This window comes from Mesorhizobium sp. BR-1-1-10, assembly GCF_020165595.1.
Taxonomy (GTDB): Bacteria; Pseudomonadota; Alphaproteobacteria; order Rhizobiales; family Rhizobiaceae; genus Mesorhizobium; species Mesorhizobium australicum.
The window spans coordinates 50,408-76,541 of record NZ_JAIUIL010000009.1 but is presented as its reverse complement, the minus strand read 5'-3'; the positions used below and the strand labels follow the sequence as shown (position 1 = coordinate 76,541).

Sequence of the window (26,134 nt, the reverse complement as noted above, 5' to 3'; positions counted from 1 at the left end):
TCGGGTAATCCAAGGGAATGGCCGGGTTCGTCCCGGCCATTTCAGTTTGCGGTCGCTCCTTCTATCCGCCGGCGGCCGCGGTGCATGCGTTCTGGTCCTCGGCGAACCGCACCAGCACCGCGCCGTCGGTGACCTGTGCGCCTTCCCCGGCGATCTCGGCGATCACCCCGTCATGCGGGGCGGCGATGGTGTGCTCCATCTTCATCGCCTCGAGGATCAGCAGAGGTTGCCCTTTGATCACAGCGTCGCCTTTCGCCACGCGCACAAGCTTGACCAGGCCCGGCATCGGCGCGCGCAGGCTGCCGGTGGCGGCGGCCGCTTCATCGCTCCTGGCCAAGGGGTCCGGCACCGCGAAAGTATAGCCGACGGCGCCTTCGAACACCGTGATGTGGCCAGGCCAGCGGGCGAGGCGGGGAACGGCGCGAATATCATGCGAACTGGTGCTGTCATAAGGCGCATCGAGCGCCACCTGGAAGCGCCCGTCCGATCGCACTGAAATCTTTGCCTGAATGGCTTCATCGCCGAACGTCAGCCGCATGCGCCGCGCCACGCCGTGGAAATGCGCATAGCCGGCGAGTGCCGACCATGGGTCGTTCGACGGCGGCAATGCTCCGGCACCCGAGGCCGCCATGGCGGCAGCCGAGATGATCTCGCCGGTCGGCGGTGCGACCGCCGTCAACGCCTCCTGGTGTCTGCCAATCAGGCCGGTATCGATGTCTTCAGCCGCAAAATCCGGATCGGCGGCAAGAGCGGCAAGAAAAGCGGTGTTGACGGTGGAGCCGGCAATCTCGGTTTGCGCGAGCGCGGTGCGGAGCGCTTCCAGCGCCTGCCGTCTGTCTCCGGCATGAACGACCAGCTTCGCGATCATCGGGTCGTAGTAGGGCGAGATGGCATCGCCAGCCCGCACGCCGGTCTCGATGCGCATCGCGGCGCCTTCGGGGACAACGTCCGGAAATCTAAGGTGGTGCAGCGTGCCTGTCGCCGGCAGAAACCCCTTGGCCGCATCCTCGGCATAGATGCGCGCCTCGAAAGCATGGCCGCAAAGCGTGATCTCGCTCTGTGTCTTCGGCAGTTTTTCGCCGCTGGCGACCCGTAACTGCCATTCGACGAGATCGGTGCCGGTGACCATCTCGGTGACCGGATGCTCTACCTGCAGCCGGGTGTTCATTTCCATGAACCAGAAGCGATCGGCCTCGAGGCCTTGCGAGGCGTCGACGATGAATTCGATGGTGCCGGCGCCGGAGTAGTTGATTGCCTTGGCGGCTTTTACCGCCGCCTCGGTCATTGCCTTGCGCAAAGCCGGCGTCATGCCGGGGGCGGGAGCCTCCTCGATTACCTTCTGATGGCGGCGTTGCGCCGAACAGTCGCGCTCGTAGAGATGCACCGCATTGCCGAAATTGTCGCCGAACACCTGCACTTCGATATGGCGCGGCTTGTCGACATATTTCTCGACCAGCACGCGGTCGTCGCCGAAAGCGGCCTTTGCTTCGCGCCGGGCGCTGGAGAGTGCCTCGGAAAAGTCATCGGGATGCTCGACGCGGCGCATGCCCTTGCCGCCGCCGCCAGCGCGCGCCTTGATCAGCACGGGATAGCCGATCTCGCGGGCCTTTGACGCAAGCAGCACGATTTCCTGTGCCTCGCCATGATAGCCCGGAACGACCGGAACGCCGGCTTTTTCCATCAGCCGCTTGGCGGCGTCCTTCAGCCCCATGGCGCGGATCGAGGTCGCCGACGGGCCGATGAAAACGAGACCGGCGGCTACCACCTGGTCGACGAAATCGGGGTTTTCCGACAGGAAGCCGTAACCGGGATGGATGGCCTGCGCACCCGTGGCCAGGGCCGCGGCGACAATCCTGTCACCGCGCAGATAGCTCTCGCCGACGGGCGAAGGACCGATATGGACCGCCTCGTCGGCCATCTCGACATGCAGGGATCTCGCGTCGGCATCCGAATAGACGGCGACAGTGTGCACGCCCAGCTTGCGAGCCGTGCGGATGACGCGGCAAGCGATCTCGCCCCGATTGGCGATCAGGATTTTCGTGAACATGGAGCCTCCCGGGTCAGTATCGGGCGGCGCCATTTTGGTAGGCACCGGCCTATTTCGAAGCGGCGATCTCGCAGGCGCCGCCGGTGGTTACCTTGTAGTGCGCGCGCGTGGCCAGACAGGATTTCATGGCCAGTTCTTCCGCTGCCTTTTGTGACGGCGCGTTCAGATGCCCGCCACAGATTATGTATGATGACATGATCCGGGCATAGGGCGTGGTGGCGTAGGCCGAATGGCCGCCGGCCGCCACATAGGCCTTGTAGGTCTTGGTACATGGATCTTTCGAGTTTCGTGGCAAATAGGGCGGGAAACGCTTGTCTCCCTCGCTTCCCGCCAGCGATCCGGCCACGCCCGCGCCATGCGCGGCGGTTAGCAGCAATGCCGAAAGTATTAAAGTAGACGCATTCCGTGAATATTTCCGTTCCATTCTCACCCCATCCCCATTGCAAAGTGCAGGACGAGCGATAGCGAATATTCTCCGGCGCCGCCAGAGCTGCGGGATGAGCTCGCGATTTCGTGAGCGAACGAAAGGCCTGGCCTATAAAATTCAATCTCCACCCAATGTTGCAAGATGTTGACGGTATAGTTCCGCCATCGCTTCGTCGAAGCAGCAGAAAACAACGATTTCGGGAAGCGCGTTGTGCTTGATGAAGTCATTGACCTCATAGACGGCGATTTCGGTCGCCTCGTCTTTCGGGTAGCGGTAAACACCGGTCGAGATCGCGGGAAACGCCACCGAACGGCAATCATTGGCGGTCGCGAGTTCCAGCGACCTGCGATAGCAAGAGGCCAGCAGTTCGGCTTCGCCCTTGCCGCCGCCCTGCCAGACCGGCCCGACCGTGTGGATGATATGTCGAGCTGGCAGCTTGTAACCCTTGGTGATCTTGGCGTCGCCGACCCTGCATCCGTTCAACATCCGGCATTCTATCTCGAGCTCACGACCCGCCGCGCGGTGGATGGCGCCATCGACTCCACCGCCGCCGAGAAGCGAGGTGTTGGCAGCATTGACGATGGCGTCGACATCCAGCTTCGTGATGTCGCCGGTGTGGATGCGGATCCTGTCTTGGGCCTTGCTCATCTCACATCCTGAACACGCCGAAGCGTGTCTCCTCGATCTCGGCGTTGAGCGCGGCGGACAGGCTAAGCGCCAGCACCTCGCGCGTCTTCGCCGGATCGATGATGCCGTCGTCCCAGAGGCGGGCGGACGAGTAGAGCGGATGGCCCTCATGCTCGTATTTCGTCAGGATCGGCTTCTTGAATTTCGCTTCCTCCTCGGCGCTCCACTCGCCGCCCTTTCGCTCGATGCCTTCGCGCTTGACCATGGCGAGCACGGTTGCCGCCTGTTCGCCGCCCATCACCGAGATGCGCGCGTTCGGCCACATCCACAGGAAGCGCGGTGAGTAGGCGCGGCCGCACATGCCGTAGTTGCCGGCGCCGAACGAACCGCCGATGATGACGGTCACCTTCGGCACCCTGGCGGTCGCCACCGCCATCACCAGCTTGGCGCCGTCCTTGGCGATGCCGCCCGCCTCGTATTTGCGGCCGACCATAAAGCCGGTGATATTCTGAAGGAAAACCAGCGGAATCTTGCGCTGACAGCACAACTCGATGAAGTGCGCGCCCTTCAGCGCGCTTTCGGAAAACAGCACGCCATTGTTGGCGATGACGCCGACCGGCATGCCATGGAGGTGGGCGAAACCGGTAATCAGCGTGGTGCCGTAGTTCTGCTTGAACTCATCGAATTCGGAGCCGTCGACGATGCGCGCGATCACCTCGCGCACGTCATAGGACTGGCGCAGGTCGGTCGGGACGATGCCATAGAGCTCATCCGCGGGATGAAGCGGCTGATGAGCTTTCTGTAAGCTCAGGCTTACAGCCTTGTTCCGATTCAGGTTCTTGATGATGCGCCGGCAAATGGCGAGCGCGTGTTCGTCGTCCAGCGCATAGTGATCGGCGACGCCGGAAAGCCTGGTGTGTACATCCGCGCCGCCCAATTCCTCGGCGCTGACGTCTTCGCCGGTGGCCGCCTTCACCAGCGGCGGTCCGCCGAGGAAGATGGTCGCCTGGTTGCGCACCATGATCGTCTCGTCCGACATCGCCGGCACATAGGCGCCGCCAGCGGTGCAGGAGCCCATGACGCAGGCGATCTGCGGAATGCCGGCCGCCGACATGTTGGCCTGGTTGTAGAAGATGCGGCCGAAATGCTCGCGGTCGGGAAAGACCTCGTCCTGGTTGGGCAGATTGGCGCCGCCGCTGTCGACCAGATAGACGCATGGCAAATTGTTCTGCAGCGCGATCTCCTGCGCGCGCAAGTGCTTCTTCACCGTCAGCGGATAGTAGGTGCCGCCCTTCACCGTGGCGTCGTTGACAACGACCATCACCTCGGTGCCCTCGACGCGGCCGATGCCGGCGATCAGGCCGGCCGACGCTATCTCCTCGCCATACATGGACCAGGCCGCGAACTGGCCGATCTCGAGGAAGGGCGAACCGGTGTCCAGCAATTGCGCCAGGCGTTCGCGCGGCAGCAGCTTGCCACGACCGACATGGCGATCGCGGGCCTCATCCGAACCGCCGCGCTCGACGGTCGTGGCCTTTTCAGCGATGTCGGCAACCAGAGCCCGCATGCGCTCGGCGTTGGCACGGAAGGTTTCGGAGGAGGGCGAGATCTGGGTTTGGAGGATAGCCATGCTACACCCCCTCCGCCATGATCTCGCGGCCGATCAGCCAGCGACGGATCTCGCTGGTGCCGGCGCCGATCTCGTAGAGCTTCGCGTCGCGCAAAAGCCGGCCGGTCGGATAGTCGTTGATATAGCCGTTGCCGCCAAGCAGCTGGATCGCGTCGAGTGCCATCTGCGTCGCTTTCTCGGCGGCGAACAGCACGCATCCGGCTGCATCCTTGCGGCTGGTCTGGCCGCGGTCGCAGGCGGCGGCGACGGCGTACACGTAGGCACGCGCGGCGTTCATCGCCGTATACATGTCGGCAAGCTTGCCTTGCACCAGCTGGAATTCCCCGATCGGCTGGCCGAACTGCTTGCGCTCGTGAACATAGGGGATCGCTACGTCGAGGCAGGCCGCCATCAGGCCGATCGGGCCGCCGGCAAGCACGGTGCGCTCATAGTCGAGGCCGGACATCAGCACCTCGACGCCGCGTCCTTCCTCGTGCAGCACATTGCCGAACGGCACCTCGACGTCCGAAAAGACCAGTTCGCCGGTGTTGGACCCCCGCATGCCGAGCTTGTCGAGTTTCTGCGCCACCGAAAACCCCGGCATCGCCTTTTCGACGATGAAGGCGGTGATGCCGCGCGATTTCCGGTCCGGGTCGGTTTTGGCGTAGACGACCAGCGTTTCGGCATCCGGGCCGTTGGTGATCCACATCTTGGTGCCGTTGAGCACATAGCGATCATTGCGCTTTTCGGCGCGCAACTTGAGCGACACCACGTCGGAGCCGGCGCCGGGCTCCGACATGGCAAGCGCGCCGACGTGCTCGCCCGAACATAGCGGCGGCAGGTATTTTTCCTTCTGTGCCGGCGTTGCCCAGCGGTTGATCTGGTTGACGCAGAGATTGGAGTGGGCGCCGTAGGAAAGGCCGACCGATGCCGAGGCGCGCGAAATCTCCTCGACCGCGATCACGTGGGCGAGATAGCCCATGCCGCTGCCGCCGAAATCGGGATCGGCGGTTATGCCGAGCAGGCCAAGAGTGCCGAGTTCTCCCCATAGATGCGCCGGGAATTCGTTCTCCCGGTCGATGTCGGCGGCTATCGGCGCGATTCTGTCCTGGGCGAAGCGCCGCACCAGGTCGCGCAACGCCTCGACGTCCTCATCATGCCCGAAGCTGAGCGTGTTCGTGTACATGCCGTTCCTCCCCGGTACCAACGTCAATGTTCGCGCCGACCAGGCGCATCGTCATCGAAAGGTATGTCTGCGTGACCTCGGCGATCGACAATCGCTCGCCCGGCCGGAACCAGACGATGACGCCGGTCGTCATCTGGATCAGAGCCATGGCCGTCAGGCCGGTGTCCTCGATGCGGAAAATACCCGCCTCGGCGCCATCGCGCAGGATCGAACGCAGGTCCTTTTCGTAGGCCGTGCGCATGCGCAGGATCTGTGTCAGCCTGTCGGGCGACAGGCTGCGCAATTCCATGTTCGACACATGCGTGGCGTGGCGGCGCCCGATATGAAAGGCGATGTGGTTGCGCACATAGGCGGCAAGCTGCCGCACCGGATCCGCGTCGGCCGGCCTGGAACGCTCCCAGGCCTCGCGAAGCGCTTGCATATGGTCGCGCATCAGCGTGAACAGCAGGTCTTCCTTGGTCGGAAAATAGCGATAGAGCGCGGCCGCCTGCACGCCGACCTCGGCGGCCAGCTGGCGCATCGACATTGCTTCATAACCGTAACGCGCAATCAGGGTGGCCGCCGCTTCACGGACTGCCGCTTCGGTTCGCTCGCCGTGTGATCCTGTGGTGCGCGCCATCGTCGCCTCGTTGACGGCAGAATAATAAAACAAACGTTCAATTAATTCAAGCAGGCGGAAATCCGTCTATCCGATGATCCTGAAATCTCCAGGCGTGGCCCAGGTTTCCAGCTCTTCCACATCGATGCGAGAGACAGCCGCGCCAGGCGGGCCTTGCCGAAGCCGTTCAATCATGGCCGCAATCGCCGCGTCGGCGCCGGTAAGCCATGCCGTCACCGAGCGGTCTCTTTCGTTGCGCACCCAGCCCAACAGCCCGAGCCTTGTCGCTTCATCGCGCATCCACGCCCTGTAGCCGACCCCTTGGACCGTGCCGTATATGTGCGCCTGCACTGCCCTTTTCCGATCATTCATGGGCTCGCTCCCGTTCCATAGAGTCTGGCGCAGCATCGAACGAAGGCAACGGTTGAAACGGTGACCGCGATGAAAATCGAGGGCCTCCGTTCCAAATTTTCTGCCGCCGGCCTGACCGAGATGTGTACCGATCCCGCGCTACTCCGGCCGCGCGTTCTTTCGCTCACCGCGCGCGGCCAGGCCGCGCTTGCGGCACTTCATGCGGCCACGGATCGTGATCTGGCCCGCTGACCGCGGGCTTGAATGACAGGGAAGCCGCGGAATTGTCGGATGTGCTGGCGCGTGCCGGACATCTGCTCGGCGCCGCGATGGCTCCCGAGCGCCGCGAAGTGCCCTAGTTTCCGCGCGCCGCTGCCAAGGCGCCAGGCAATTCCTCGGCGAAGATGTCCAGTTCGTGGGCGAGACCGACACTGACGCGGATGCAGTGGTCGAGCCGTGGCGCCATCGGCTTGCGGATGAAGACGTCGCGCGACAACAGCCCCTGCAGCACTTTCAGGGCAAAAGCACCGTCATGGCCGCAGTCGATGGTGACGAAATTGGTCGCCGAGGCGAGCGGCTTCAACCCGTTCTGTTCGGCGATATCGGCAATGCGCCGACGTCCGGCGGCGACCTGGGCCACCACCGTCTCGAGATAGGCCTGGTCGGCGAGCGCCTCGACGCCGGCGATCTGCGCCATGCGGCTGACACCATAGTGGTTGCGGATCTTCTCGAAGTCGCTGATCACTTGCGTCTCCGCGACGGCATAGCCGCAGCGTATTCCGGCAAGTCCATAGGCCTTCGAAAAGGTTCGCATACGGATGACGTTCGGCCGCGAGATGTCGATCGGCGGCAGGGCCGAGGCTGGTCCCAATTCGCCATAGGCTTCGTCGAGCACCAGCATGGTGGTTTCCGGCAAGGCTTCGATGAAGCGGATGACCTCGTCGGCTTCCCACCAACTGCCCATCGGATTGTCCGGGTTGGACAGATAGACCAGCGGCGCCTTCTCCCTGACGACTGCCGCGAGCAGACCGTCCAGGCTTTCCCTGTCATTCTCGTAAGGGACGGTCACCAGCCGGCCGCCGACACCGGCAATGTGGAAGTTGAAGGTCGGATAGGCGCCGAGCGAGGTGACCACGGCATCGCCAGGCGCCACGTACATGCGCGCCACCAGGCTGAGCAGACCGTCAATGCCTTCGCCGACAACGATATTTTCGACCGCCACATGGTGATGCGCCGCAGCCGCGACCTTCAGATCGTAATTGTCGGGGTCGCAATACATCCACTGGTCGCGCGCGACGCTCTCCATGCGGGCGATCACGCGCGGCGAGGGGCCAAAACTGCTCTCATTGGCGCCGATGCGGGCACGGAAAGCGCGCCCGCGCTCACGCTGCTGCGCTTCGGGACCGACAAACGGCACGGTCGACGGAAGCGCGGCGATGAGTGGTGAGAGGGCAGGGCGCACAGGCATGTCGGAAGCTCGCTTGGAAGGGGCCTTCTTGCTAACGTGACCGGATGGTTGGCGCAAGTTGCTCCCAGGCAGCAATATGTCGTGCTGGATTCGGCCACCTCTTTTTGCTAGCCAGACAGGATGAGCAATCGATTGCCGCCCGCTTGGTCCAAGCATCTTAAAACTTCATCTGGGCCAAAAAACCAGCAGCCAAAAATCGCGCAACCGAAAGCGAATCCGCTATCGCAGGCCCGAGCTGATGACGCGCTGCTCAGGCAGGCGGTTCAGCTTCAGCAGGCAAATAGGTTGGTGGAGGCGGAGGCGCTATGTCAGCGCGTCCTGGCTCGCAACCCGCGACACCCCCTTGCCCTGTATCTGCTTGGAACCTTTGCGCTCGGTCTGGACGACGAGATGGCCATTCGATGTTTTGAGCGGGCAGTGAAGGAGGCACCTCAAAATCCGCATTACCATCTGACCCTGGGTGAAACCTATTTGAAAGTCGGCGAGCATACGGATGCAATCAGGCATTTCGAGCGTGCTTGCGAATTGAAGGCCGACTGGGTCGAGGCGCTTTATGCGCTGGGCCGCGCCTACACCGGATTCGGCAAAGCCGACCTCGCGGTGCCCCTCTATGAGAAAGCGCTCAAGATCGATGGCGGCCGTTCCGCTATCCGAATAGGGTTGGCCAACGCGCTTGTAAGCCTCGGCCGGATGGATGAGGCGGCAAACTACATGAAAGAGGCGATCGCCCGTGGCCAGGATGTCGCCGCTGCTTACAACGGCCTGGTCGGCATACGAAAATTCAAGGAAGAGCCGACGGAGTTAAAATCCATTCTGGCTGAACTGAAGAATCCGGCGCTTGATAACAAAAGCATACAACAACTCCACTACGCGGCCGGGAAGGTGCTCAACGATATCAGGCGCTATGACGAGGCGATGGGCCATTTTCAGCAGGCAAAGCGCTCGACCCGCGGCTTTGACCTTGAGGCTTACCGCCGCGGCATCGATTTCTTGATCGAACTGTTCAGCCCCGAGATGTTGGCCGCCAAGACAGGACATGGAAGCTCTTCGGAAGTGCCTGTCTTCGTGCTTGGCATGCCACGTTCAGGCACCACTTTGACCGAGCAAATCTGTGCGAGCCACTTGGATGCTTATGGCGCTGGCGAGCTGACAAAACTCCGGCGCATCACAAACAGTCTCGCGCCCAAAACGCGCTCGCCCGAAGAATTGCGAAGCTCGATCCTGACCATGACGGTGAATCAGTCGAAGGCTTTGGCTGAAGACTATCTTGCCCATATCCGTCAACGGTCCCCCAACGCCCAGCGTATCGTCGACAAATTGCCGCATAATTTCGAACTTATCGGCCTTATAAGGCTTCTGTTTCCCAAGGCACGCATCATTCACTGCCGTCGAGATGCTATCGACAACTGCCTCTCGTGTTATTTCCTGAGTTTCAATGAGGACAATAGTTATACCGCGGATCTCCATATGCTCGGACTGTATTATCGCGAATACGACCGGCTTATGCGGCACTGGGATAAGGTCTTTCCAGGCCAAATCCTTGAGACCCGCTATGAGGACATGGTCTCCGACCAGGAAGCGCAATCGCGCCGCTTGATCGACCATCTGGGGCTGCCCTGGGACGACGCCTGTCTGCGCTTCTTTGACAAGCCAGGTTCGGTGAACACGTTTAGCCGCTGGCAGGTTCGACAACCGATCTACACCTCGTCTGTCAATCGCTGGAAGGGCTATGGAAGTTCAATCCTGCCGCTGATTGAGGCCCTTGGAGACTTGGCTGAGACTTAGTCTGGCACGCTTGCGCCGGAACGATGTCGAGATTTGGCCGTGGCTGCGCGAGACGTCCTGCCCCTCTGGCCTAAATCCGTTAAGCGGGTGGATGCACGCGAGTGCAGGACTGGATCAGATCTGCAGGCGTAGGGGAGTAAGATTTCGGTATCAAATAGTTCTGGCAAGTCTCCAGGCAACGGCCGGTGGTCTATCCCATGCTGGATTCTGTCGGCCGTTTTTGCTAGCGAGGCACGATGAACTCACGGCTGCCCCCAACCTGGTCCAAGCATCTCAAGGCACAGCCAGTGCAAAAGGCCAGACCCTTCGCCCAACCGGCTAAGCCTGGATCGTTGCTTGGGCCAACCGATGACATGCTGCTTAGACAAGCGCTGGAACTACAGAAAGCCGGACGGCTGCCGGAAGCCGAAGAACTCTGCCATCGTGTTCTGACGCGCTCGCCCAATCACGCGCTTGCCCTCTACATTCTTGGCACGCTGGGGCTCGGTTTCGACGACGAACTGGCGATCAAGTATTTCGCCCGCGCGGCAGCGAAGGAGCCGAAAAATCCATACTATCAGCTCAGTCTGGGGGAGGCCTTTCTAAAGGTCGCGGATTATCCGCTTGCGATTCATCATTTGCAGCGCGCCTGCGAGCTGAAGCCCGATCTCACGGATGCTCTTCGTCGACTTGGCGAAGCATATTTCATGTTCGAAAAGGCGGACGTGGCTGTGCCGCTCTATGAAAAAGCGCTCGAAATTGACCCCGACAACGCATTCGTCCGGACGGCCCTTGCGAATACTCTCGTTGCCCTCGGCCGCATGGACGAAGCTACGGTTTGCCTGAAGGAGAGCATCGACAGGCGCATGAGCGTGCCGTCGTCCTACAATACGCTTGTAGCGGTTCGAAAATTCTCCGCCGAGCCACCCGAGCTCAAAGCCATTCTGGACGAGCTTCAAAAAACGGCGAATCCCGCCGATGAGCCCTACCAGCTTCATATGGCCGCCGGTAAGGTCTTGGATGATCTTGGTCGCCACGATGAGGCCATGGACCATTTTCTCAGAGCCGCAACGAACAAGGGGTTCGATTTTGACATTGAATCCTACGGTCGACAGGTCGATGCGTGGATCGAGCTGTTCAATCCGGAGTTCTTCGCGGCGAGGGTGGGATATGGTGATCCATCTGAGACGCCTGTATTCGTGCTTGGAATGCCGCGTTCTGGCACGACGCTGACGGAACAGATCTGCTCGAGCCATCCCGATGTCCACGGCGCGGGCGAACACTCCAAGCTGGGGCGAGTCGCGGTTGCCAACGGTCTTAAATTGCAGCCGGGACGCCCATTGGGACGACCAGTCATGTCGATGACGCGAACGCAATCCAAGGCGCTCGCCGGTGAATATCTATCCAGCTTGCGTCTCAACGCGCCCGAAGCATTGCGAATCGTCGATAAGATGCCTCACAATTTCGAACTTGTGGGCCTCATCGCCCTTCTCTTCCCTAACGCACGGATTGTTCATTGCGTACGCGATCCCGTTGATAATTGTTTTTCTTGCTTCACCTCGAATCTTAACGACGCGCATAAGTATAATTCGGACCTTGCGGTGCTTGGGCTTTACTACCGCGAGTACGATCGCCTGATGCGCTATTGGAAGTCGATTTTTCCGGGACGCATTCTCGAGAATCGCTATGAAGACCTTGTTTCCGACCAGGAGGGGCAGTCCCGTCGGCTTGTGGAGCATCTGGGTTTGGAGTGGCACGACGCCTGCCTCCGTTTCTTCGAAAGGGCTGGCTCCGTCAGAACCCTCAGCCACTGGCAGGTTCGTCAGCCGATCTACAAATCATCGGTCAAGCGTTGGAAGCACTACGAAGGCAGGCTTCGGCCATTGATCGATGCCTTGGGGGATTTGGCTGAAGGCTAGCCGTTCTCAGTTGTTCGAACTGACTTTCTGCGCACGACGGAGGCCCCTTACCTGCGATAGTTGCAAGCGGCCTAAAAAAACCCGGCGGTTGCCCGCCGGGTTTGATTTCGCCAAGGCGAATTGACTAGAAGTCGCGTTGGAAGCGGAGGAGACCGCCGACGTTGTCCTTCTTGGTCGCGTTGACCCACACGGACTGGTTGTCGATGGCGCCTTGGCCGACGCGCTGCCAGTCGACTTCCGCCGTGACGGTGAGGCCGGGAACGACGGTGTAGGCGACGTTCGCCGCGACACCGATGTCCTTCCAGTCATCATACGACGCCTGGAGGTTGAACGATGTCTTTTCGTTAAACTTGTAGGTGCCGCCGCCCCATGCTGCCCAGTTGCCGCCCCACTGCTTGTAGAAGCCGCGGCCGAGCGCATCGATGTTGTTGGTCGGGTCGTTGAGGTTGTTGTCCGAGCCATAGCCGACCATGGCAAACAGCGACAGTTCGTTGGATACGTTGACGTCCAGGCGAACCTTGCCGGCGACTTCTTCGTAGTTGCTGTCATAGGCGACGACGCCGGTGATGGCGCCCCAGCCCTGTGTCCACTTCACACCGCCGACGACATGCGGAACATAGCTGTCGATGGTGCCAACCTCACCGGAGCCTTCTTCGAGCGAGACCACGGCCGAGAAGCCGTTTCCAGCGTCGAAGTAGTATTGGATGACGTTGGTCTGGAAATTGCCGTAAGGGACGATCGTGTCGTTGATGACGTTACCGGCGTAGCCGATGAACGTATCAAAGGCCGATTCGTCAGCGCCGACACGCAGACCGCCGAGCTGGATCCAGGCAAATTCCAAGGCGCTGGTCTTGTTGCGCGCCTGCCAGCCGTCGCCGCCAGCGTTAGGGTTCGCTTCGGTGTTGCCTGCGAGACCAGGGGTGCCATAGTCGCCGTAGCTGTTGCCGAAGTTGATGCGGTACTCAGTGTAGGTCTTCAACGTACCGAGTTCGGTTTCCTGGCCAGTCCAGGTCTTCAGCGTGAAGCGGGTCTGCTTCCAGTAGGTCGAGTCGTCATCACCGTGCTGGTGGTCCGTGACGTGATTGACGCCATCGAACGAGCCACCGTCGCCCACACCGATATCCTCACGAATATAGCCGCCGACGCGCAGGCAGGTTTCGGTGCCGGGGATGTAGAAGTAGCCAGCGCCGTAGACGTCGCAAATCTTGACGTATTCAGCGGGCTCCGGCTCGGCGACGACGACGGCGTCGGCGGCGCGCGCACCGGAAACTGCGATCAGGGCCGCAGCGGAGCCGAGAAGAAGGCTCTTGATGTTCATTTTCTGACCTCCAGTCAGAATCGCGAGCGAAGGCCGACGAAAAGCTGCCAGGAGAGCCGTTTTCCTTTTTATTTCAGGTAGATAATATGATGGCGGTCAGCGAGGCGCGGTCTGCAAGAAACGCTTGGTCGCGAAAGCCTTGCCCGATCCGGTCTTGAAATATCTCTCGAGTTGGCGAGCGTTGGCCTCGGTTTCGACCGCGATGTAGCTCTTCAAGGCTACGGGCAGGTAGGCCTTTGTCGATGGAAGATTGCCCAATCGGTGCGATTCGGTGCGGCGTCGAAGGTCGTTTGTCGATCCGACATAGATATCGCCGTTACGGAGCTCCAGGAAATAGACGTACCACATGGTCCCCCTACGCTACTTCGTAGCTTCGGGCGACACTCCTACGCCCAAATGCGGTTCCGGGTGGCCTGCCACCCGAAGCCCGCAGGGCGTAGGGTGGCGGAGAGGATGGGATTCGAACCCACGAGAAGCTTTTGACCTCTACTCCCTTAGCAGGGGAGCGCCTTCGACCACTCGGCCACCTCTCCGTTGAGCCGCTGGATAAAGAAAAGCGCCGGCACAATCAACAAGCCCGCATCATTAATATAGAAAATAACGGCGCTCTGTCGCCGCGGATTTCCGCGATGGGGCGGTAATGCGGCAAATCCCTGGCAGGTGACTCGCGGCCTCGCCACGATTCCATCGGCCGAATGCCGGATTCGGCCGGAAATAGCCGGCTGCGGCGGGCCCGATGGTTAACGAGAGCTTTCTGAGTGAGGCCAAATCGTGTCATTTGTGCAACAACGCTGGGGGATAGCAGCCGAACAGCCCTTTCGCCGGTACGATCGTTGTTGAACGCCGCCGGCTCATGGGTAATGTCGAGTTCGAAGGAGCGGCGCGGTGCGCATCTTTTTCGGTAGTGGGGATGGGGCAGGGAACGCTGTCCTTCAGCAAAGAATACCCAGACCCGTTTTTTAACTTTTGACTGGAGGTCAGAAAATGAACATCAAGAGCCTTCTTCTCGGCTCCGCTGCGGCCCTGATCGCAGTTTCCGGTGCGCGCGCCGCCGACGCCGTCGTCGTCGCCGAGCCGGAGCCCGCTGAATACGTCAAGATTTGCGACGTCTACGGCGCTGGCTACTTCTACATCCCCGGCACCGAGACCTGCCTGCGCATCGGCGGCTATGTCCGCTACGACATCGGCGTGGGTGATGCCGGCGCATTCGGTGGCGCCCAGAACGTTCCGGACCATATGGGCGATGGCGATCACGACACCTACTGGAAGAACGCCCGCTTCACGCTGAAGACCTGGACCGGCCAGGAAACCGAACTCGGCACGTTGAAGACCTATACCGAGACCCGCTTCAACTTCGGCAACAACTATGGCGACTACGACTTCCCGCAGACTGGCACGTTCGAGGCGCACAACAAGGGCGTTTCGCTGAATTTCGCCTGGATCCAGCTTGGTGGTCTCCGCGTTGGTAAGGATGAATCGGCCTTCGATACGTTCATCGGCTACGCCGGCAACGTCATTGAGGACACGATCGTCCCCTACGGCAATTTCGACACCAACGTCGTTCAGTACTACTTTGACGCCGGCAACGGCTTCTCGGCTGTGGTCTCGCTGGAAGAAGGCGCAGGCGCCGATACCATCGACAGCTACGTTCCGCATGTTGTCGGCGGTCTGAAGTGGACCCAGGGCTGGGGCGCTCTCACCGGCGTCGTTTCCTATGACAGCAACTACGAAGAAGTTGCCGGCAAGGTTCGTTTGGACGTCAACGTCTCCAACGAGCTGTCGCTCTGGATCATGGGCGGCTATGGCTCGGACGACAACCTCAACGACTTCGGTACCGGCCGCGGCTTCTACAAGCAGTGGGGCGGCAACTGGGCAGTGTGGGGCGGTGGCACCTACAAGTTCAACGAGAAGACCTCGTTCAACGCTCAGATCTCGTATGACGACTGGAAGAACCTCGGCATCGCTGCGAACATCGCCTATGACGTTGTTCCTGGCTTCACGGTCACGGCCGAAGTCGATTACCAGAACGTCGGCGGTGCTGACGACCTGTCGCAAGGCTGGGTCGGTGCGACCAAGAAGAGCAACGTCGCCGGTATCCTCCGCTTCCAGCGCTCTTTCTAAGGGCTGGTTCCTTACAGATGAAATCCAGCCCGGGCGCACAAACGCCCGGGCTGTTTTTGTTTCGTGACTGGGTCAACGCAAACCAAGGAAAGAGGGGGAATCGGTAGCTGAACAGATCCGTAGGTTGGTCTCGTGGGATCCGCGGTGGGCGGGTGAGATCACAACTGCGTGATTTAATCTCTTGAAAGGACGCTCCCAAGCGGATAGGGCTGATCCCAATCCACTCGGGGGAGTGACGGATAATGACCAACGAAGCGATTCAAGAGGGATACCCCTCTGATCAGTTTTCGACGTTTTCTTCTCAGAACTCGAAGATCAACTACACATATAACAAGATAAGAGAAGTAAAGTCATACCGGGTCGGAGAGCTTTTTTCAGCTTATCGAGACATATTGTGGGATGATGGGCGACATAAATATAATGTCAGCTCCTTCATCGGCGAGATAGACGAGATCCTCCTTGGGGAGCGTTTCAGCGCCTTTGACCAGAGTACCCTGGACAACCTTATCGGCACCTTGCGCCAGCGCGGCAACAGCAACGCGACCATCAATCGAAAGATGGCTGCTCTCAGCAAACTGCTGCGCAAGGCTTACAAGATGGGAGATATCCACAGCTTGCCCGAGTTTCGCCGCCAGAAGGAGCGGGCGGGACGAATTCGTTTCCTCGAGAGGGAGGAAGAGGCAAGGCTGTTTGCCGCTATCAAGAGCCGCAGCGAGGATGCTTACCGGCTTTCCGTCTTCCTGGTCGACACCGGATGCCGCCTCGGAGAGGCGCTCGGGCTGATCTGGAACGATATCCAGGAACATCGCGTCTCCTTCTGGATCACCAAATCCGGCCGCAGCCGGACCATTCCGATGACCGAACGGGTCAAGGAGGTCATCAAGCTGCCTCCGGCCGAAGGACGCCGACCCAAGGGCCCGTTCACCCAGCTCAGCCAGGCACAATTCCGCGCCATCTGGAACGATGCCAAGGCGGAAGTCGGCCTCGGCGCCGACGACCAGGTCGTGCCGCACATCCTGCGCCACACCTGCGCTTCGCGTCTTGTCCAGGGCGGCATCGACATCCGCCGCGTGCAGATGTGGCTTGGCCATCAGACCTTGTCGATGACCATGCGCTACGCGCATCTGGCCACCAATGATCTCGATGGTTGCGTTGTCGTGCTGGAGAAGCCTCGCGGCGAGCAACCGGCCGGCAACGCGGAAAGCTCGCTGTTTTCGTCGCCGGTGACGACGCCGTCGGCGAAGCGGAAGCAGACGGATGAGGGCGCTTCGGCGAAGGCGCCGCCAAAGGCGACCCGCAAAAGCTCCAAGGCCAAGTAGTTCCGACAGTTTGCCTTTGCCGCCGTAACAGCCCCGGGATCTGATCTGGTCTTGGGGCTTATTTGCCGCTTATTTGCCTCTCGGCGCGATCGAGAAAAGCAGCAACGGCGACGGGCAGGCTGCCGGTCTCGAGGAAAGGCGCGTGGCCTTGGCCCTCGACCGTGATCGCCTCGAGGTTTGGGTGGCGCTTCTTCATTTCTTCAAGCGTCTCGACGGAGAAAAGTCTCGAACTGGCACCGCGTATGACCAGCATAGGCATGACGGCCAGCGCCTCGAATTGCGCCCACAAATCCGGCAGTTTCTTGCTTAGGTCGAGGGCGGCGAGCGTTTCAACCAGCCTCGGGTCGAAATCCGGCATCAGCCCCTGATCTGTCTCGCGATAGAGCGCTGACGCCATCCGCTCCCAATCCGCCGAAGCGAGGGCGGGAAAGTCGCTGCTATGGGTGTCGCGCAGGGCATCGACAGTCTCGGCACGGCTCTTCGGTCTTGGCGTGGGATCGAGATAGGCGCGGATATGGTCAAGGCCGGCGGGCTCGATCACTGGCCCGATGTCGTTGAGCACGATGGCTTTCAGCGCCGCCGGCTGCATCGCGCCAAGCACATGGATGATCAGCCCGCCGCGAGAGGTGCCGATGAAGGCCGCCTGTTTGATGCCGAGCGCCGTCAGCCCGGCAAGGATGTCCCCCGCCTCGACGCCGACATTATAGTGACTGACATCGGGATCGTAGGCCGACTGTCCGCGTCCGCGATAGTCGAAGGCGATGACCTTGCGCGCAAAGGCGGATCGCGTTGAGAGATAGAGCGCCAGCTCGTGAAAATCCCGCGCATTACGTGTGAGGCCAGGCAGGCAGACGACCGGCCAATGTGCGGAATTCGCTTCGCCATAGACGCGCGCGTGAAGTCTCAGCCCATCTGGCGCGGCATAGAAGAAGTCGGAGAAACCTGGGTTGCTCGACATGGGACGGGTTCTCTAGCCGAAGGGATCGTCCACGTCTGCTATAGACGGAGCGCGGGAGGGTCAAATGGGAAAGGCTCCTCCTTCTCCTCACGAAGGAAGAGCAAAAACTTCAACTCCGCCCGTTCACGAGATCGCCGACGATGTCGTACTTGCCGGAGATACGCATCTTGTAGACCTCGTAATTCTCCATCACGCGCTGCACGTAACTTCTTGTTTCCGTGTAGGGAATCCGTTCGATCCAGTCCGCCACCGCATCGATGTCCTTGCCGCGCGGGTCACCATATTTCGCCACCCACTGGCCGGCCCGGGCCGGGCCGGCATTGTAGCCCGCGAAGGTCAATACGTACGAGCCGTTGAAGCGATCCAGCTGTTCGCCGAGGAAGGCCGAACCAAGCGTCGCATTATAGGCGGCGTCGGTTGTCAGTCTGGTCTGCGAAAACTGCAATCCGGCCTTCTTCGCCAACTGCCTGGCGGTTGCCGGCATCAGCTGCAGCAGCCCGCGCGCGCCGGCACTGGATATGGCGCCGATATTGAATTCGCTTTCCTGGCGGGCGATCGCGTAGGCCAGCGCCTTGCCGGAACCGGAAATATTGGCCGAATCGGGGATGACGCCGAGCGGATGCGACAGCGCTCCGACGTCGATGCCCCGCGCTCCGGCGATCTTGCCGATTTTCAGCGCCATGAAATGGTTGTCCTGCTTTTCCGCCAGGACGGCGAGCAGCGCCAGTTCACCCGGACTGGTCAACTGGCCGGCAAGGTCGCGGTAGAGCGTTTCGGCATAGCGGTCGTAGCCCGCCTCCTGCAGTCGCTTGATGGCGGAGACGGCCTCGCGGCCGGCAAAGCTCTGCCGGTCGGCGGCACTTGGCTGGGGATAGACGATGTTGAGCGCCTGCCGGCCGACACGTTCGGCGGCGAGCTGGCCGTAAAACGTGGTGCCGTAGGTCGCCGCACGTCCAAAATAATCCTTGGCATTGCCGGGGCCTCCGACTTCCGCCGCGCGGCCGAGCCAGTAATAGGCGCGCGACAGGGTCATCGGTCCCTGGGCAAGGTCGGCGATGCGCGCGAAATGCGTCGCCGCGAGCTTGGGATCGTTCAGGCCACGCAGCGCGTACCAGCCGGCATGGAACTCGGCTTCCGCCGCATTGGCCGCGCTTTCGGCGGCATGCGTGGCGACTATCTTGTATGCCGTCTTCATGTCGCCCCGGTCGACCAGTTCGCGCGACAGCACCCGGCGTTCGACCCACCAGGCATCCGGATCGACCAGGAAGTCACGGTCCGCCGGCGCCTTCATGACAACCGCCGCGGCGCCCGCAAAATCCTGCTGCTTGCGCAGATACTCGGCCTGCGCGAAGAAATAGCCGGCCGAACGCTGCGCCGCTGGTACCGCCTTTAGGAGTTTGGCGGCATTCTTGTCGCTCCTGTCGGCCGCCGCCCAGGCGTCGGCAAGCTGCTGGGCGCCGGCGAGGCCGGCGACACGCAAGGCGGAACTCACCCGGTCGGCATAGAACATGCGCTCCATGCGAAAACGGTGGTCGGCTGCAGGAACAAGGCTGCCGAACTCCTTGATCAGAGCCGTCTCGTCCTTGGCCTCCAGGATCGCGGTGCGCCAGAACGGCGACAGCACCGATCGCGCCGCCTTGGCGTTGCCGGACGACACATAGGCGCGCGCGAGAACCATCACGCCTTCGAATGTCTGCGGCTGGCTGCCGTCGAATGCCTTGACGACGACATCCGCCGCCGGGTTTTCGCGGTAGAGCGCGCGCTCGCTGTTCTTGCGCAAGGCGACGGTGCCCGGCCAGTTGGGCAGCATCTTCGCGGCCGCCGCGATGTCGCCGCTCGGAACCTTGTCTCCGCCGTAAAGCGCGATCGCCCAGGCCAATATGTGCTGGTCGAGCGATTGTGCGGGCAGTGCATCACGCACGCCGCGCGCGCCGGCAATATCGCCGGCCGCCAGCGCATCCAGCCCACTTTTCAACCGCGCGACGCTGGGTGAGGGGGCCTGTTGCGCCTTGTCCTGTACACCAGGCACCGGGATGGCCGAGGTGACCCGCACATCGACGCTGCCGCTGATCGCCACGCCGGGCATCAGCGCGGCGACGGCGCCAAGCAGCGCGAAGAGATGGGGCCGACTGGTCGGCATGATCGCGTGTCTTTCCTTAATCCAGTATTTTACCGGCGGCGAAGAAGCCTTGAAGCCTAAACTTAGGTCGTGAAGGGCTCGTAAACAAAGGGTTATCGAGGCCGTTCGAATTACGCTTGCTGGCACCATGGCAATGCTTGCCGCGCAACAATGTCGAGACTATGGTGCGCGGCTTCGCTTTCGGTTAGAAGGCGCACCACGAAACACCGATGCATGGCGCCCAAAAGTGGATACCGGTTTTGGGGTAACGACATGCACAACCAACAAAGTGCATGGCGCCCAAAAGTGGATACCGGTTTTGGGACAACGACATGCGTGAACCGAGAAGTCCCAAGGAGTTGGACGACATGCTGAGAGGCTCGCTTACCGCGCTCGTGACACCGTTCGAAAAGAGCGGGCGTTTCGACGAGAAAGCCTTTCGCGCGTTCGTCGACTGGCAGCTTGGCGAGGGCACGACAGGCCTGGTTCCTGTCGGCACAACGGGCGAGTCGCCTACGCTGTCGCATGACGAGCATCGCCACGTCGTCAAGATCTGCATCGAGGTGGCCAAGGGCCGCGCCCCGGTGGTTGCCGGTGCCGGTTCCAACAACACCGAGGAAGCCGTCGGGCTCGTGCAGTATGCCGAAAAGGCCGGCGCCGATGCTGCCCTGGTCGTAACGCCCTATTACAACAAGCCGACACAGCGCGGCCTCTACGAGCATTTTGCCGCTGTCGCCCGGGCGACCAAGCTGCCGATCATCATCTACAACATCCCGCCGCGCTCGGTCATTGACATGATGCCGGAGACGATGGGCCGGCTGGCGCACGACTTCAAGAACATCGTCGGCGTCAAGGACGCCACCGGCAAGGTCGAGCGCGTGTCGGAGCAGCGCATGACCTGTGGCAAGGATTTTATCCAGCTTTCGGGTGAGGACGCTTCCGCGCTCGGTTTCAACGCGCATGGTGGTGTCGGCTGCATCTCAGTGACCTCGAACGTCGCGCCGCGGCTCTGCGCCGAATTCCAGGAAGCAACGCTTTCGGGCGACAGTGCGAAGGCGCTGGAGCTGCAGGACCGTCTCTTGCCGCTGCACAAGGCGATCTTTATCGAGCCCGGCGTGTCCGGCGCGAAATATGCACTGTCGAAGCTGGGCAAGGTCGAGAACGTGCTGCGTTCGCCGCTGGTGACTGTTGAACCGGCAACGGCCGAGAGGATCGATGCGGCCATGAAGCACGCCGGCTTGATCAATTAGCGAGCCGTTTGGGAAGTCTGCTCCCGCGATCATCTGAAGGCGCCACCTGCGCTTCCGGTGTTCCCGTACTATATGTACGCTCCGCTCCGGTTCTCGGTAGCACCATCATCTGACTCGCGGGAGCGAGTTTCGAAACGGACTCTAGACCTCATGAACCAAGTCAGAAAAGCCGATCCCAACAACAAGACCGTTGCCGAAAACCGCAAAGCGCGGTTTTCCTACGAGGTGCTCGACACGATCGAGGCCGGCCTTGTGCTGACCGGAACCGAGGTCAAGTCGCTGCGTCAGGGCCAGGCCAACATCCAGGACAGCTATGCCTCGGTCGAAGGCGGCGAGATCTGGCTGATCAATTCCTATCTGCCCGAATATCTGCAGGCCAACCGCTTCAACCACGAGCCGCGCCGCCGCCGCAAACTGCTGCTCAACAAGCGCGAAATGGCCAAGCTGTCGCAGAGCGTGGACCGCGAAGGCATGACCCTGGTGCCGCTGAAAATCTATTTCAACGACCAGGGACGCGCCAAGCTGCTGCTTGCCGTCGGCCGCGGCAAGAAACTGCACGACAAACGCGAGACCGAAAAGCAACGCGACTGGTCGCGCGAAAAAGGCCGGCTGCTGAAGGAACGCGGGTGATCGGGAGATGGCCTGCAAAGCCAACGGTCTGGTTTTCAACGCCGAACAACCGGCAAGTCCAACAGGGGTGGTCTTGAAGAAGCGGATTGTTCTCTGGGGCGCGGCCAGTCTTGCCCTGGCATGTGTCATTGCTGCGGGAGGAGTGGCCTATTTCCGCAGCTACTCTCCCGACCGCGACCGATATCCGGTCAGGGGCATCGACGTCTCCCATCATCAGGGCCGGATCGACTGGCGGCGTGTTGCCGCCGATGATGTGGCTTTCGTCGTCATCAAGGCGACTGAAGGCGGCGACCATGTCGACGACGCCTTCGCCGGCAATCTGCGCGAGGCCCGCGCCGCCGGACTCGCCGTCGGCGCCTATCATTTCTTCACCTTCTGCCGGCCGGGCGCCGACCAGGCGAGGAATTTCATCTCGGTGGTGCCGCACGATCAGCCGCTGCTGCCGCCCGTGGTCGACATCGAGTTCGGCGGCAACTGTCCGCGGCGTCCGTCGCCCGAACAGTTGAATGCCGAACTCCAGGCCTTCCTCGGACCTGTCGAGGCGGCATTCGGCAAGCCGGCGATCGTCTATCTTACGGATGAAGCCGAGGCCGCTTATGCCGGGCAAATCGCCGCTCGCCCACTCTGGCTACGCTCACTGCTCATGGAACCGGACCGCCGTGACTGGATCTACTGGCAGTACCACAACAGGGGGCGCGTGAACGGCATCGAGGGGGACGTCGATCTGAACGTTTTGCAGGGCGGGCCGGAGAAGTTGGCGGCGCTGCTCGCCTCCACACCTTGATGAACAGGCCCGATCCGATGCCGGTCCGGTTCTTCGGCAGCCTGCCATGCCCCTCAAACCATTCACGATCCAGCTGATGTCGAGACAGCCAGATTTTCCCTGGTGCTGCGTCGACCCATCGCCGAATAACCCATCCCGGCGGCCATGATGGCGATGGCCACGCATTGGATAGCCAGCGGGGTCTCGCCAAGCACGACCATGCCGACCATCACGGTGGCGACCGGCACACCCGGCAGGAACAGCGATGCAGCCTGTGAGCCCAATCGGTCGACAATGTAAGTGTAGAGGAACATTGCCGCAGCGCCCGAGAGAAGACCTTGAATGACGATCTGGCTGGCGATTTCGGCGCCTGCGGCGGCATGGAGGCCGCTTGGCGCAAAGACATAAAGAAGTGGCAGCGGCAGGCAGGACAAAAGCACGACGCTCGCGGTCGCCGTGACCGGGTCGACACGCCATCGCTGCACAAGAACGGCATATGTGGAAAACATCGCGCCCGATCCGATAAACAGCAGGTCCCCGAACAGGACATCGCTGGCGCCGGTGCGCGCCGGCGCTATGAACAGCAACAAGCCGGCGATGATCGTAACGACGCCGATGATCCGCCGACGCGACGCGCTTTCCCTGAACAGCGACAATAGGAACGAGAAGAACACGATCGAGGCCGGGCAGAGCGCCGCGGCATGGGCGGCGGGCGCGTGGGTTAGACCCCAGTTGATGATCAGCGGATAGGGCAATCCGGCCAGTGCAGCCAACGTCAGTCCACGCCGCCAGCCCAGCGCCTTCATGGTCGCCAGGCCGCGTCTCCAGACGATCGGCAGGAACACCGCGCCGGCACCTGCAAAGCGCAGGCTGGCCATGTCGGTGGCCGTCAGATGCTCCCTGAGGCTGAAGCGGGCGGCGACGAACTGCGCCGCATAGATGGCGATCATGACAAGGCCGGCGATCACCGCCAGTCTTGTGTCTCCCGTGTCTCGTCCGTCCGCCATGTCAGTTCCGCCGCATGTTCATGCCGCCAGGAGGAGACAGCCCCGACCTTGCGATGAAGCGCAGCCTATGGTCGAAATGGTCGCGACAAAATACGCTGTTTTTTACAATTTGAAGTGTAATTCACGCAAATAGGAGGGCTTGAACGTGAATCCTGAACCAGTCGACCTGGACGCCGTCGACCGCAGTCTTCTGCGACTGCTGCAGGAAGATGGACGCCGTACCACGCTCGACCTGGCAGCGCGCGTCGGCCTGTCACCCACAGGCGCCAGCCAGCGCGTGAAACGCCTGTTTCGCGACGGGTTCATCACCGCCGTCAGGGCGGTGCTCAATCCGGCAAAGATTGGCCGCGGCATGCTTGTCTTCATCGAGGTGCGGCTCGATCATGCGGCCCCGCATATCTTTGACCGCTTCGCCGAGGCGGTGGCAAAGGCGCCCGAGGTTCTGGAATGCCACATGGTCGTCGGCGGCTTCGACTATCTCGTGAAGGCCCGCATTGCCGAGATGGCCGACTATCAGGACTTTCTCAAACGCGTCATCCTGCCGCTGCCGGGGGTGAAGGAGACACATACCTATGCCTCGATCGGCGACGTGAAGCCGGATGCCTTGCTGCCGGTGTGAGCAGGCACCGCAGACCGCACGGTATCCGAGAGCTCAGTTCTTCAGGAATGCCGCAATCTCGCCAAATACCCTGACGAACATGTCTTCGGTCAACACACCGGTGTTGGTGTTGTAGCGCGAGCAATGGTAGCTCGAAAACAGCATGATGCCGCCGGCTTCCAACTGGCCGCCATGTTTGAATGGATAGGCGGCGACGCGCCCGCCCAGTGCCCGCACGGTCGACTGGTGCGCGATCGATCCCAGCGCCAGCACGGCGCGCAGGTTGGGAAAGCGAGCGATCGTCGGCACCAGGAATGTCCGGCAGGTGGCGATCTCGGCACCGACCGGCTTGTTCTCCGGCGGCACGCAGCGCACCGCGTTGGTGATCGCCGTGCCGAGGAGTTCCAGCCCATCATCGGGCCGCGCCTTGAACTCGCCGCGTGCGAAGTTGTGGGCAATCAGTGTCGAATAGAGCAGGTCGCCGGCATAGTCGCCGGTAAAGGGGCGCCCGGTGCGGTTGGCGCCGCGCAGGCCAGGCGCCAGACCAACGATCAGAAGCTGGACGGTATCTTCGCCACCCAGTGGCAGGAAGGTCGGCACCGGCGCGTTGAACCATGACGGCTCGCGCTGCCGCCATTCGGCGATGAAATCATGCAGCCGCGGGCAGAGCGGGCAATCGCGGCTGGGTTCGGAAAGTGAAGGGGCGGTCAAGTCGACCTGCCTCAGTAGTCGTCCTCGTCGACTTCAGCCGGTTCGGGCCGCCGTGCCGGTCGTTCGGAGGGATCGCGGCCGACTTCGTTCTTCAGCGTCGCCAGGTCGATGAAATGGTCGGCCTGCCGGCGCAGGTCGTCTGAGATCATCGGAGGTTGCGAGGCCATGGTCGAGACGATCGACACCTTGCGGCCACGCCGTTGCAGCGCTTCGACCAACGTTCGGAAATCACCGTCTCCGGAGAATATGACATAGTGGTCGACGACATCGGCGAGTTCCAGGGCATCGACGGTAAGCTCGATGTCCATGTTGCCCTTGATCTTGCGACGGCCGGTCGAGTCGGTGAATTCCTTGGCCGGCTTGGTGACCACCTTGAACCCGTTATAGTCGAGCCAGTCGATCAGTGGCCGGATCGAGGAGTATTCCTGGTCCTCGACCAGCGCGGTGTAATAATAGGCGCGCAACAGGTAACCGCGCTTGTGGAAGCTCGCCAGGAGCTTGCGATAATCGATGTCGAACCCGAGCGCGCGCGATGTGGCGTAGAGATTGGCGCCGTCGATGAACAGGGCGATTTTTTCACGAGGGTCGAACATGGAAATAATCCTTTTCGAAAAAACGGCCGTCTAAACGAAATGCGGTAGCGACTATCGGTCAGGCTCTAATAACCGGCCGACCTTGGACCAATCGAGATAACGCCAGTTTGGTGGCAATCCAAGGGCATGTGGCGCACTGCAAGCAATTGTGATCGTGGCGCCGAACCCTGGACCCGGCTGCTTTGCTAGATCGGGAGTTCGATATTGAGATTGAGTGCCCTGTGGGCCCGCATTGCCATGATGCTTGTATTTTGGCGCCGTTCGGGTTATGGACCGCGCCTGTTTTCCATTAAATCCAGGCATGAAAGGGGCAGTCCATGGCCCGCGTAACCGTTGAAGATTGCATCGACAAGGTCGACAACCGCTTCGAGCTGGTGCTTCTGGCCGGCCACCGCGCCCGTCAGATCAGCCAGGGCGCGCAGATCACCGTCCCGCGCGACAACGACAAGAACCCCGTCATCGCACTGCGCGAGATCGCCGACGAGACGCTGTCGCCCGATGATCTCAAGGAAGATCTGATCCATTCGCTGCAGAAGCATGTCGAGGTCGACGAGCCCGAAGCCGATGGCGAAGTGATCGCTGATCAGACCGGCGGCGCTGTTGCGGCCGCCGAAGCCGACGACGCCGAGGAGAACGTCACCTTCGACCGGATGACCGAGGAAGATCTCCTGGCTGGCATCGAAGGCCTGGTGCCCCCGGAAAAGAGCGACGACTACTAAGCCTCCGTTCCGGCACTTCCGTCCCGGCGGTT

The 26,134-nt window shown here is 61.4% G+C and carries 25 protein-coding genes and 1 tRNA gene; 10 read left to right on the top strand and 16 right to left on the bottom strand.

From position 1 onward, the window contains the following. Positions 1 to 61: 61 nt before the first annotated feature. From LB555_RS20400 to LB555_RS20370, 7 genes are all read right to left on the bottom strand, one after another. Positions 62 to 2,047: an acetyl/propionyl/methylcrotonyl-CoA carboxylase subunit alpha gene (locus LB555_RS20400; RefSeq protein ID WP_224683595.1), complete on the bottom strand. Its 1,986-nt coding sequence runs from the start codon at positions 2,045 to 2,047 to the stop codon at positions 62 to 64. Positions 2,048 to 2,096: 49 nt separating this feature from the next. Beyond that, the gene (locus LB555_RS20395) at positions 2,097 to 2,471 is read right to left on the bottom strand and encodes a hypothetical protein (protein WP_224683594.1); all 375 of its coding nucleotides are present in this window, start codon (positions 2,469 to 2,471) and stop codon (positions 2,097 to 2,099) included. Positions 2,472 to 2,591: 120 nt separating this feature from the next. After that, entirely contained in the window at positions 2,592 to 3,122 is a 531-nt protein-coding gene (locus tag LB555_RS20390) for an O-acetyl-ADP-ribose deacetylase (RefSeq protein ID WP_140663113.1), read from the bottom strand. A gap of 1 nt (position 3,123) precedes the next feature. Then, positions 3,124 to 4,731 (bottom strand): carboxyl transferase domain-containing protein, encoded by a 1,608-nt coding sequence (locus LB555_RS20385; protein WP_224683593.1) that lies wholly within the window; start codon positions 4,729 to 4,731, stop codon positions 3,124 to 3,126. 1 nt (position 4,732) lies between these two features. Then, a complete protein-coding gene (locus LB555_RS20380; protein WP_140718099.1) occupies positions 4,733 to 5,896 on the bottom strand; it encodes an isovaleryl-CoA dehydrogenase in 1,164 nt (387 codons plus the stop codon). Continuing rightward, positions 5,865 to 6,515, bottom strand: a complete 651-nt coding sequence (locus tag LB555_RS20375) for a TetR/AcrR family transcriptional regulator (RefSeq protein WP_224683592.1) — start codon at positions 6,513 to 6,515, stop codon at positions 5,865 to 5,867. Before LB555_RS20375 ends, LB555_RS20380 begins: the two co-directional genes overlap by 32 nt. Positions 6,516 to 6,581: 66 nt before the next feature. After that, a complete protein-coding gene (locus LB555_RS20370) occupies positions 6,582 to 6,866 on the bottom strand; it encodes an acylphosphatase (protein ID WP_015318595.1) in 285 nt (94 codons plus the stop codon). A 69-nt stretch (positions 6,867 to 6,935) separates the two neighbouring features. On the opposite strand from LB555_RS20370, the gene LB555_RS20365 reads away from it, so the two are divergent. Then, positions 6,936 to 7,097, top strand: coding sequence for a hypothetical protein (locus LB555_RS20365; RefSeq protein ID WP_174361971.1), 162 nt, complete (start codon positions 6,936 to 6,938; stop codon positions 7,095 to 7,097). Positions 7,098 to 7,200: 103 nt separating this feature from the next. Here LB555_RS20365 and LB555_RS20360 read toward each other — a convergent pair whose 3' ends face one another. After that, positions 7,201 to 8,313 carry a pyridoxal phosphate-dependent aminotransferase gene (locus tag LB555_RS20360; RefSeq protein ID WP_015318594.1) on the bottom strand — a complete coding sequence of 371 codons (1,113 nt, stop codon included), beginning with the start codon at positions 8,311 to 8,313 and terminating at the stop codon, positions 7,201 to 7,203. Positions 8,314 to 8,433: 120 nt separating this feature from the next. On the opposite strand from LB555_RS20360, the gene LB555_RS20355 reads away from it, so the two are divergent. Further along, the gene (locus LB555_RS20355) at positions 8,434 to 10,098 is read left to right on the top strand and encodes a tetratricopeptide repeat-containing sulfotransferase family protein (RefSeq protein ID WP_015318593.1); all 1,665 of its coding nucleotides are present in this window, start codon (positions 8,434 to 8,436) and stop codon (positions 10,096 to 10,098) included. Positions 10,099 to 10,334: 236 nt separating this feature from the next. Next, the gene (locus LB555_RS20350) at positions 10,335 to 11,996 is read left to right on the top strand and encodes a tetratricopeptide repeat-containing sulfotransferase family protein (protein WP_015318592.1); all 1,662 of its coding nucleotides are present in this window, start codon (positions 10,335 to 10,337) and stop codon (positions 11,994 to 11,996) included. Between the two features lie 124 nt (positions 11,997 to 12,120). Here the strand turns inward: LB555_RS20350 and LB555_RS20345 are convergent, their stop codons facing one another. The 3 genes from LB555_RS20345 to LB555_RS20335 form a co-directional block, all read right to left on the bottom strand. Further along, entirely contained in the window at positions 12,121 to 13,314 is a 1,194-nt protein-coding gene (locus tag LB555_RS20345) for a porin (RefSeq protein WP_015318591.1), read from the bottom strand. 96 nt (positions 13,315 to 13,410) lie between these two features. After that, on the bottom strand, positions 13,411 to 13,662 hold the full coding sequence (locus LB555_RS20340) for a GIY-YIG nuclease family protein (RefSeq protein ID WP_015318590.1): 252 nt from the start codon (positions 13,660 to 13,662) through the stop codon (positions 13,411 to 13,413). A 94-nt stretch (positions 13,663 to 13,756) separates the two neighbouring features. Continuing rightward, a tRNA-Ser gene (locus LB555_RS20335) sits at positions 13,757 to 13,847 on the bottom strand. A gap of 451 nt (positions 13,848 to 14,298) precedes the next feature. Here LB555_RS20335 and LB555_RS20330 point away from each other — a divergent pair. Both LB555_RS20330 and LB555_RS20325 read left to right on the top strand, forming a co-directional pair. Then, a complete protein-coding gene (locus LB555_RS20330; protein WP_015318589.1) occupies positions 14,299 to 15,435 on the top strand; it encodes a porin in 1,137 nt (378 codons plus the stop codon). Between the two features lie 242 nt (positions 15,436 to 15,677). Then, complete coding sequence (locus LB555_RS20325) at positions 15,678 to 16,754, top strand: tyrosine-type recombinase/integrase (protein WP_015318588.1); 1,077 nt, start codon at positions 15,678 to 15,680, stop codon at positions 16,752 to 16,754. 58 nt (positions 16,755 to 16,812) lie between these two features. On the opposite strand, the gene LB555_RS20320 is transcribed toward LB555_RS20325, so the two are convergent. Next, a complete protein-coding gene (locus LB555_RS20320; RefSeq protein ID WP_015318587.1) occupies positions 16,813 to 17,712 on the bottom strand; it encodes an alpha/beta fold hydrolase in 900 nt (299 codons plus the stop codon). A 109-nt stretch (positions 17,713 to 17,821) separates the two neighbouring features. Beyond that, on the bottom strand, positions 17,822 to 19,852 hold the full coding sequence (locus LB555_RS20315; protein ID WP_224683591.1) for a lytic transglycosylase domain-containing protein: 2,031 nt from the start codon (positions 19,850 to 19,852) through the stop codon (positions 17,822 to 17,824). Positions 19,853 to 20,199: 347 nt separating this feature from the next. Between LB555_RS20315 and dapA the strand changes: the two genes are divergently transcribed. From dapA to LB555_RS20300, 3 genes are all read left to right on the top strand, one after another. Next, positions 20,200 to 21,081 carry a 4-hydroxy-tetrahydrodipicolinate synthase gene (gene dapA / locus LB555_RS20310; protein ID WP_015318586.1) on the top strand — a complete coding sequence of 294 codons (882 nt, stop codon included), beginning with the start codon at positions 20,200 to 20,202 and terminating at the stop codon, positions 21,079 to 21,081. Between the two features lie 150 nt (positions 21,082 to 21,231). After that, positions 21,232 to 21,711, top strand: a complete 480-nt coding sequence (gene smpB, locus LB555_RS20305) for an SsrA-binding protein SmpB (protein ID WP_006202221.1) — start codon at positions 21,232 to 21,234, stop codon at positions 21,709 to 21,711. Positions 21,712 to 21,784: 73 nt separating this feature from the next. Next, complete coding sequence (locus tag LB555_RS20300; RefSeq protein WP_224683590.1) at positions 21,785 to 22,495, top strand: GH25 family lysozyme; 711 nt, start codon at positions 21,785 to 21,787, stop codon at positions 22,493 to 22,495. Positions 22,496 to 22,557: 62 nt separating this feature from the next. On the opposite strand, the gene LB555_RS20295 is transcribed toward LB555_RS20300, so the two are convergent. Next, entirely contained in the window at positions 22,558 to 23,481 is a 924-nt protein-coding gene (locus LB555_RS20295; RefSeq protein WP_224683589.1) for a DMT family transporter, read from the bottom strand. A 145-nt stretch (positions 23,482 to 23,626) separates the two neighbouring features. On the opposite strand from LB555_RS20295, the gene LB555_RS20290 reads away from it, so the two are divergent. After that, positions 23,627 to 24,100 (top strand): Lrp/AsnC family transcriptional regulator, encoded by a 474-nt coding sequence (locus LB555_RS20290; RefSeq protein WP_015318584.1) that lies wholly within the window; start codon positions 23,627 to 23,629, stop codon positions 24,098 to 24,100. A gap of 33 nt (positions 24,101 to 24,133) precedes the next feature. On the opposite strand, the gene LB555_RS20285 is transcribed toward LB555_RS20290, so the two are convergent. Both LB555_RS20285 and LB555_RS20280 read right to left on the bottom strand, forming a co-directional pair. Continuing rightward, a complete protein-coding gene (locus tag LB555_RS20285) occupies positions 24,134 to 24,790 on the bottom strand; it encodes a uracil-DNA glycosylase (RefSeq protein ID WP_140663089.1) in 657 nt (218 codons plus the stop codon). 11 nt (positions 24,791 to 24,801) lie between these two features. Then, entirely contained in the window at positions 24,802 to 25,383 is a 582-nt protein-coding gene (locus LB555_RS20280) for an NYN domain-containing protein (protein ID WP_015318582.1), read from the bottom strand. A gap of 317 nt (positions 25,384 to 25,700) precedes the next feature. Here LB555_RS20280 and rpoZ point away from each other — a divergent pair, with 317 nt between their 5' ends. Continuing rightward, positions 25,701 to 26,102, top strand: a complete 402-nt coding sequence (gene rpoZ, locus LB555_RS20275) for a DNA-directed RNA polymerase subunit omega (protein WP_015318581.1) — start codon at positions 25,701 to 25,703, stop codon at positions 26,100 to 26,102. Positions 26,103 to 26,134: the final 32 nt, after the last annotated feature.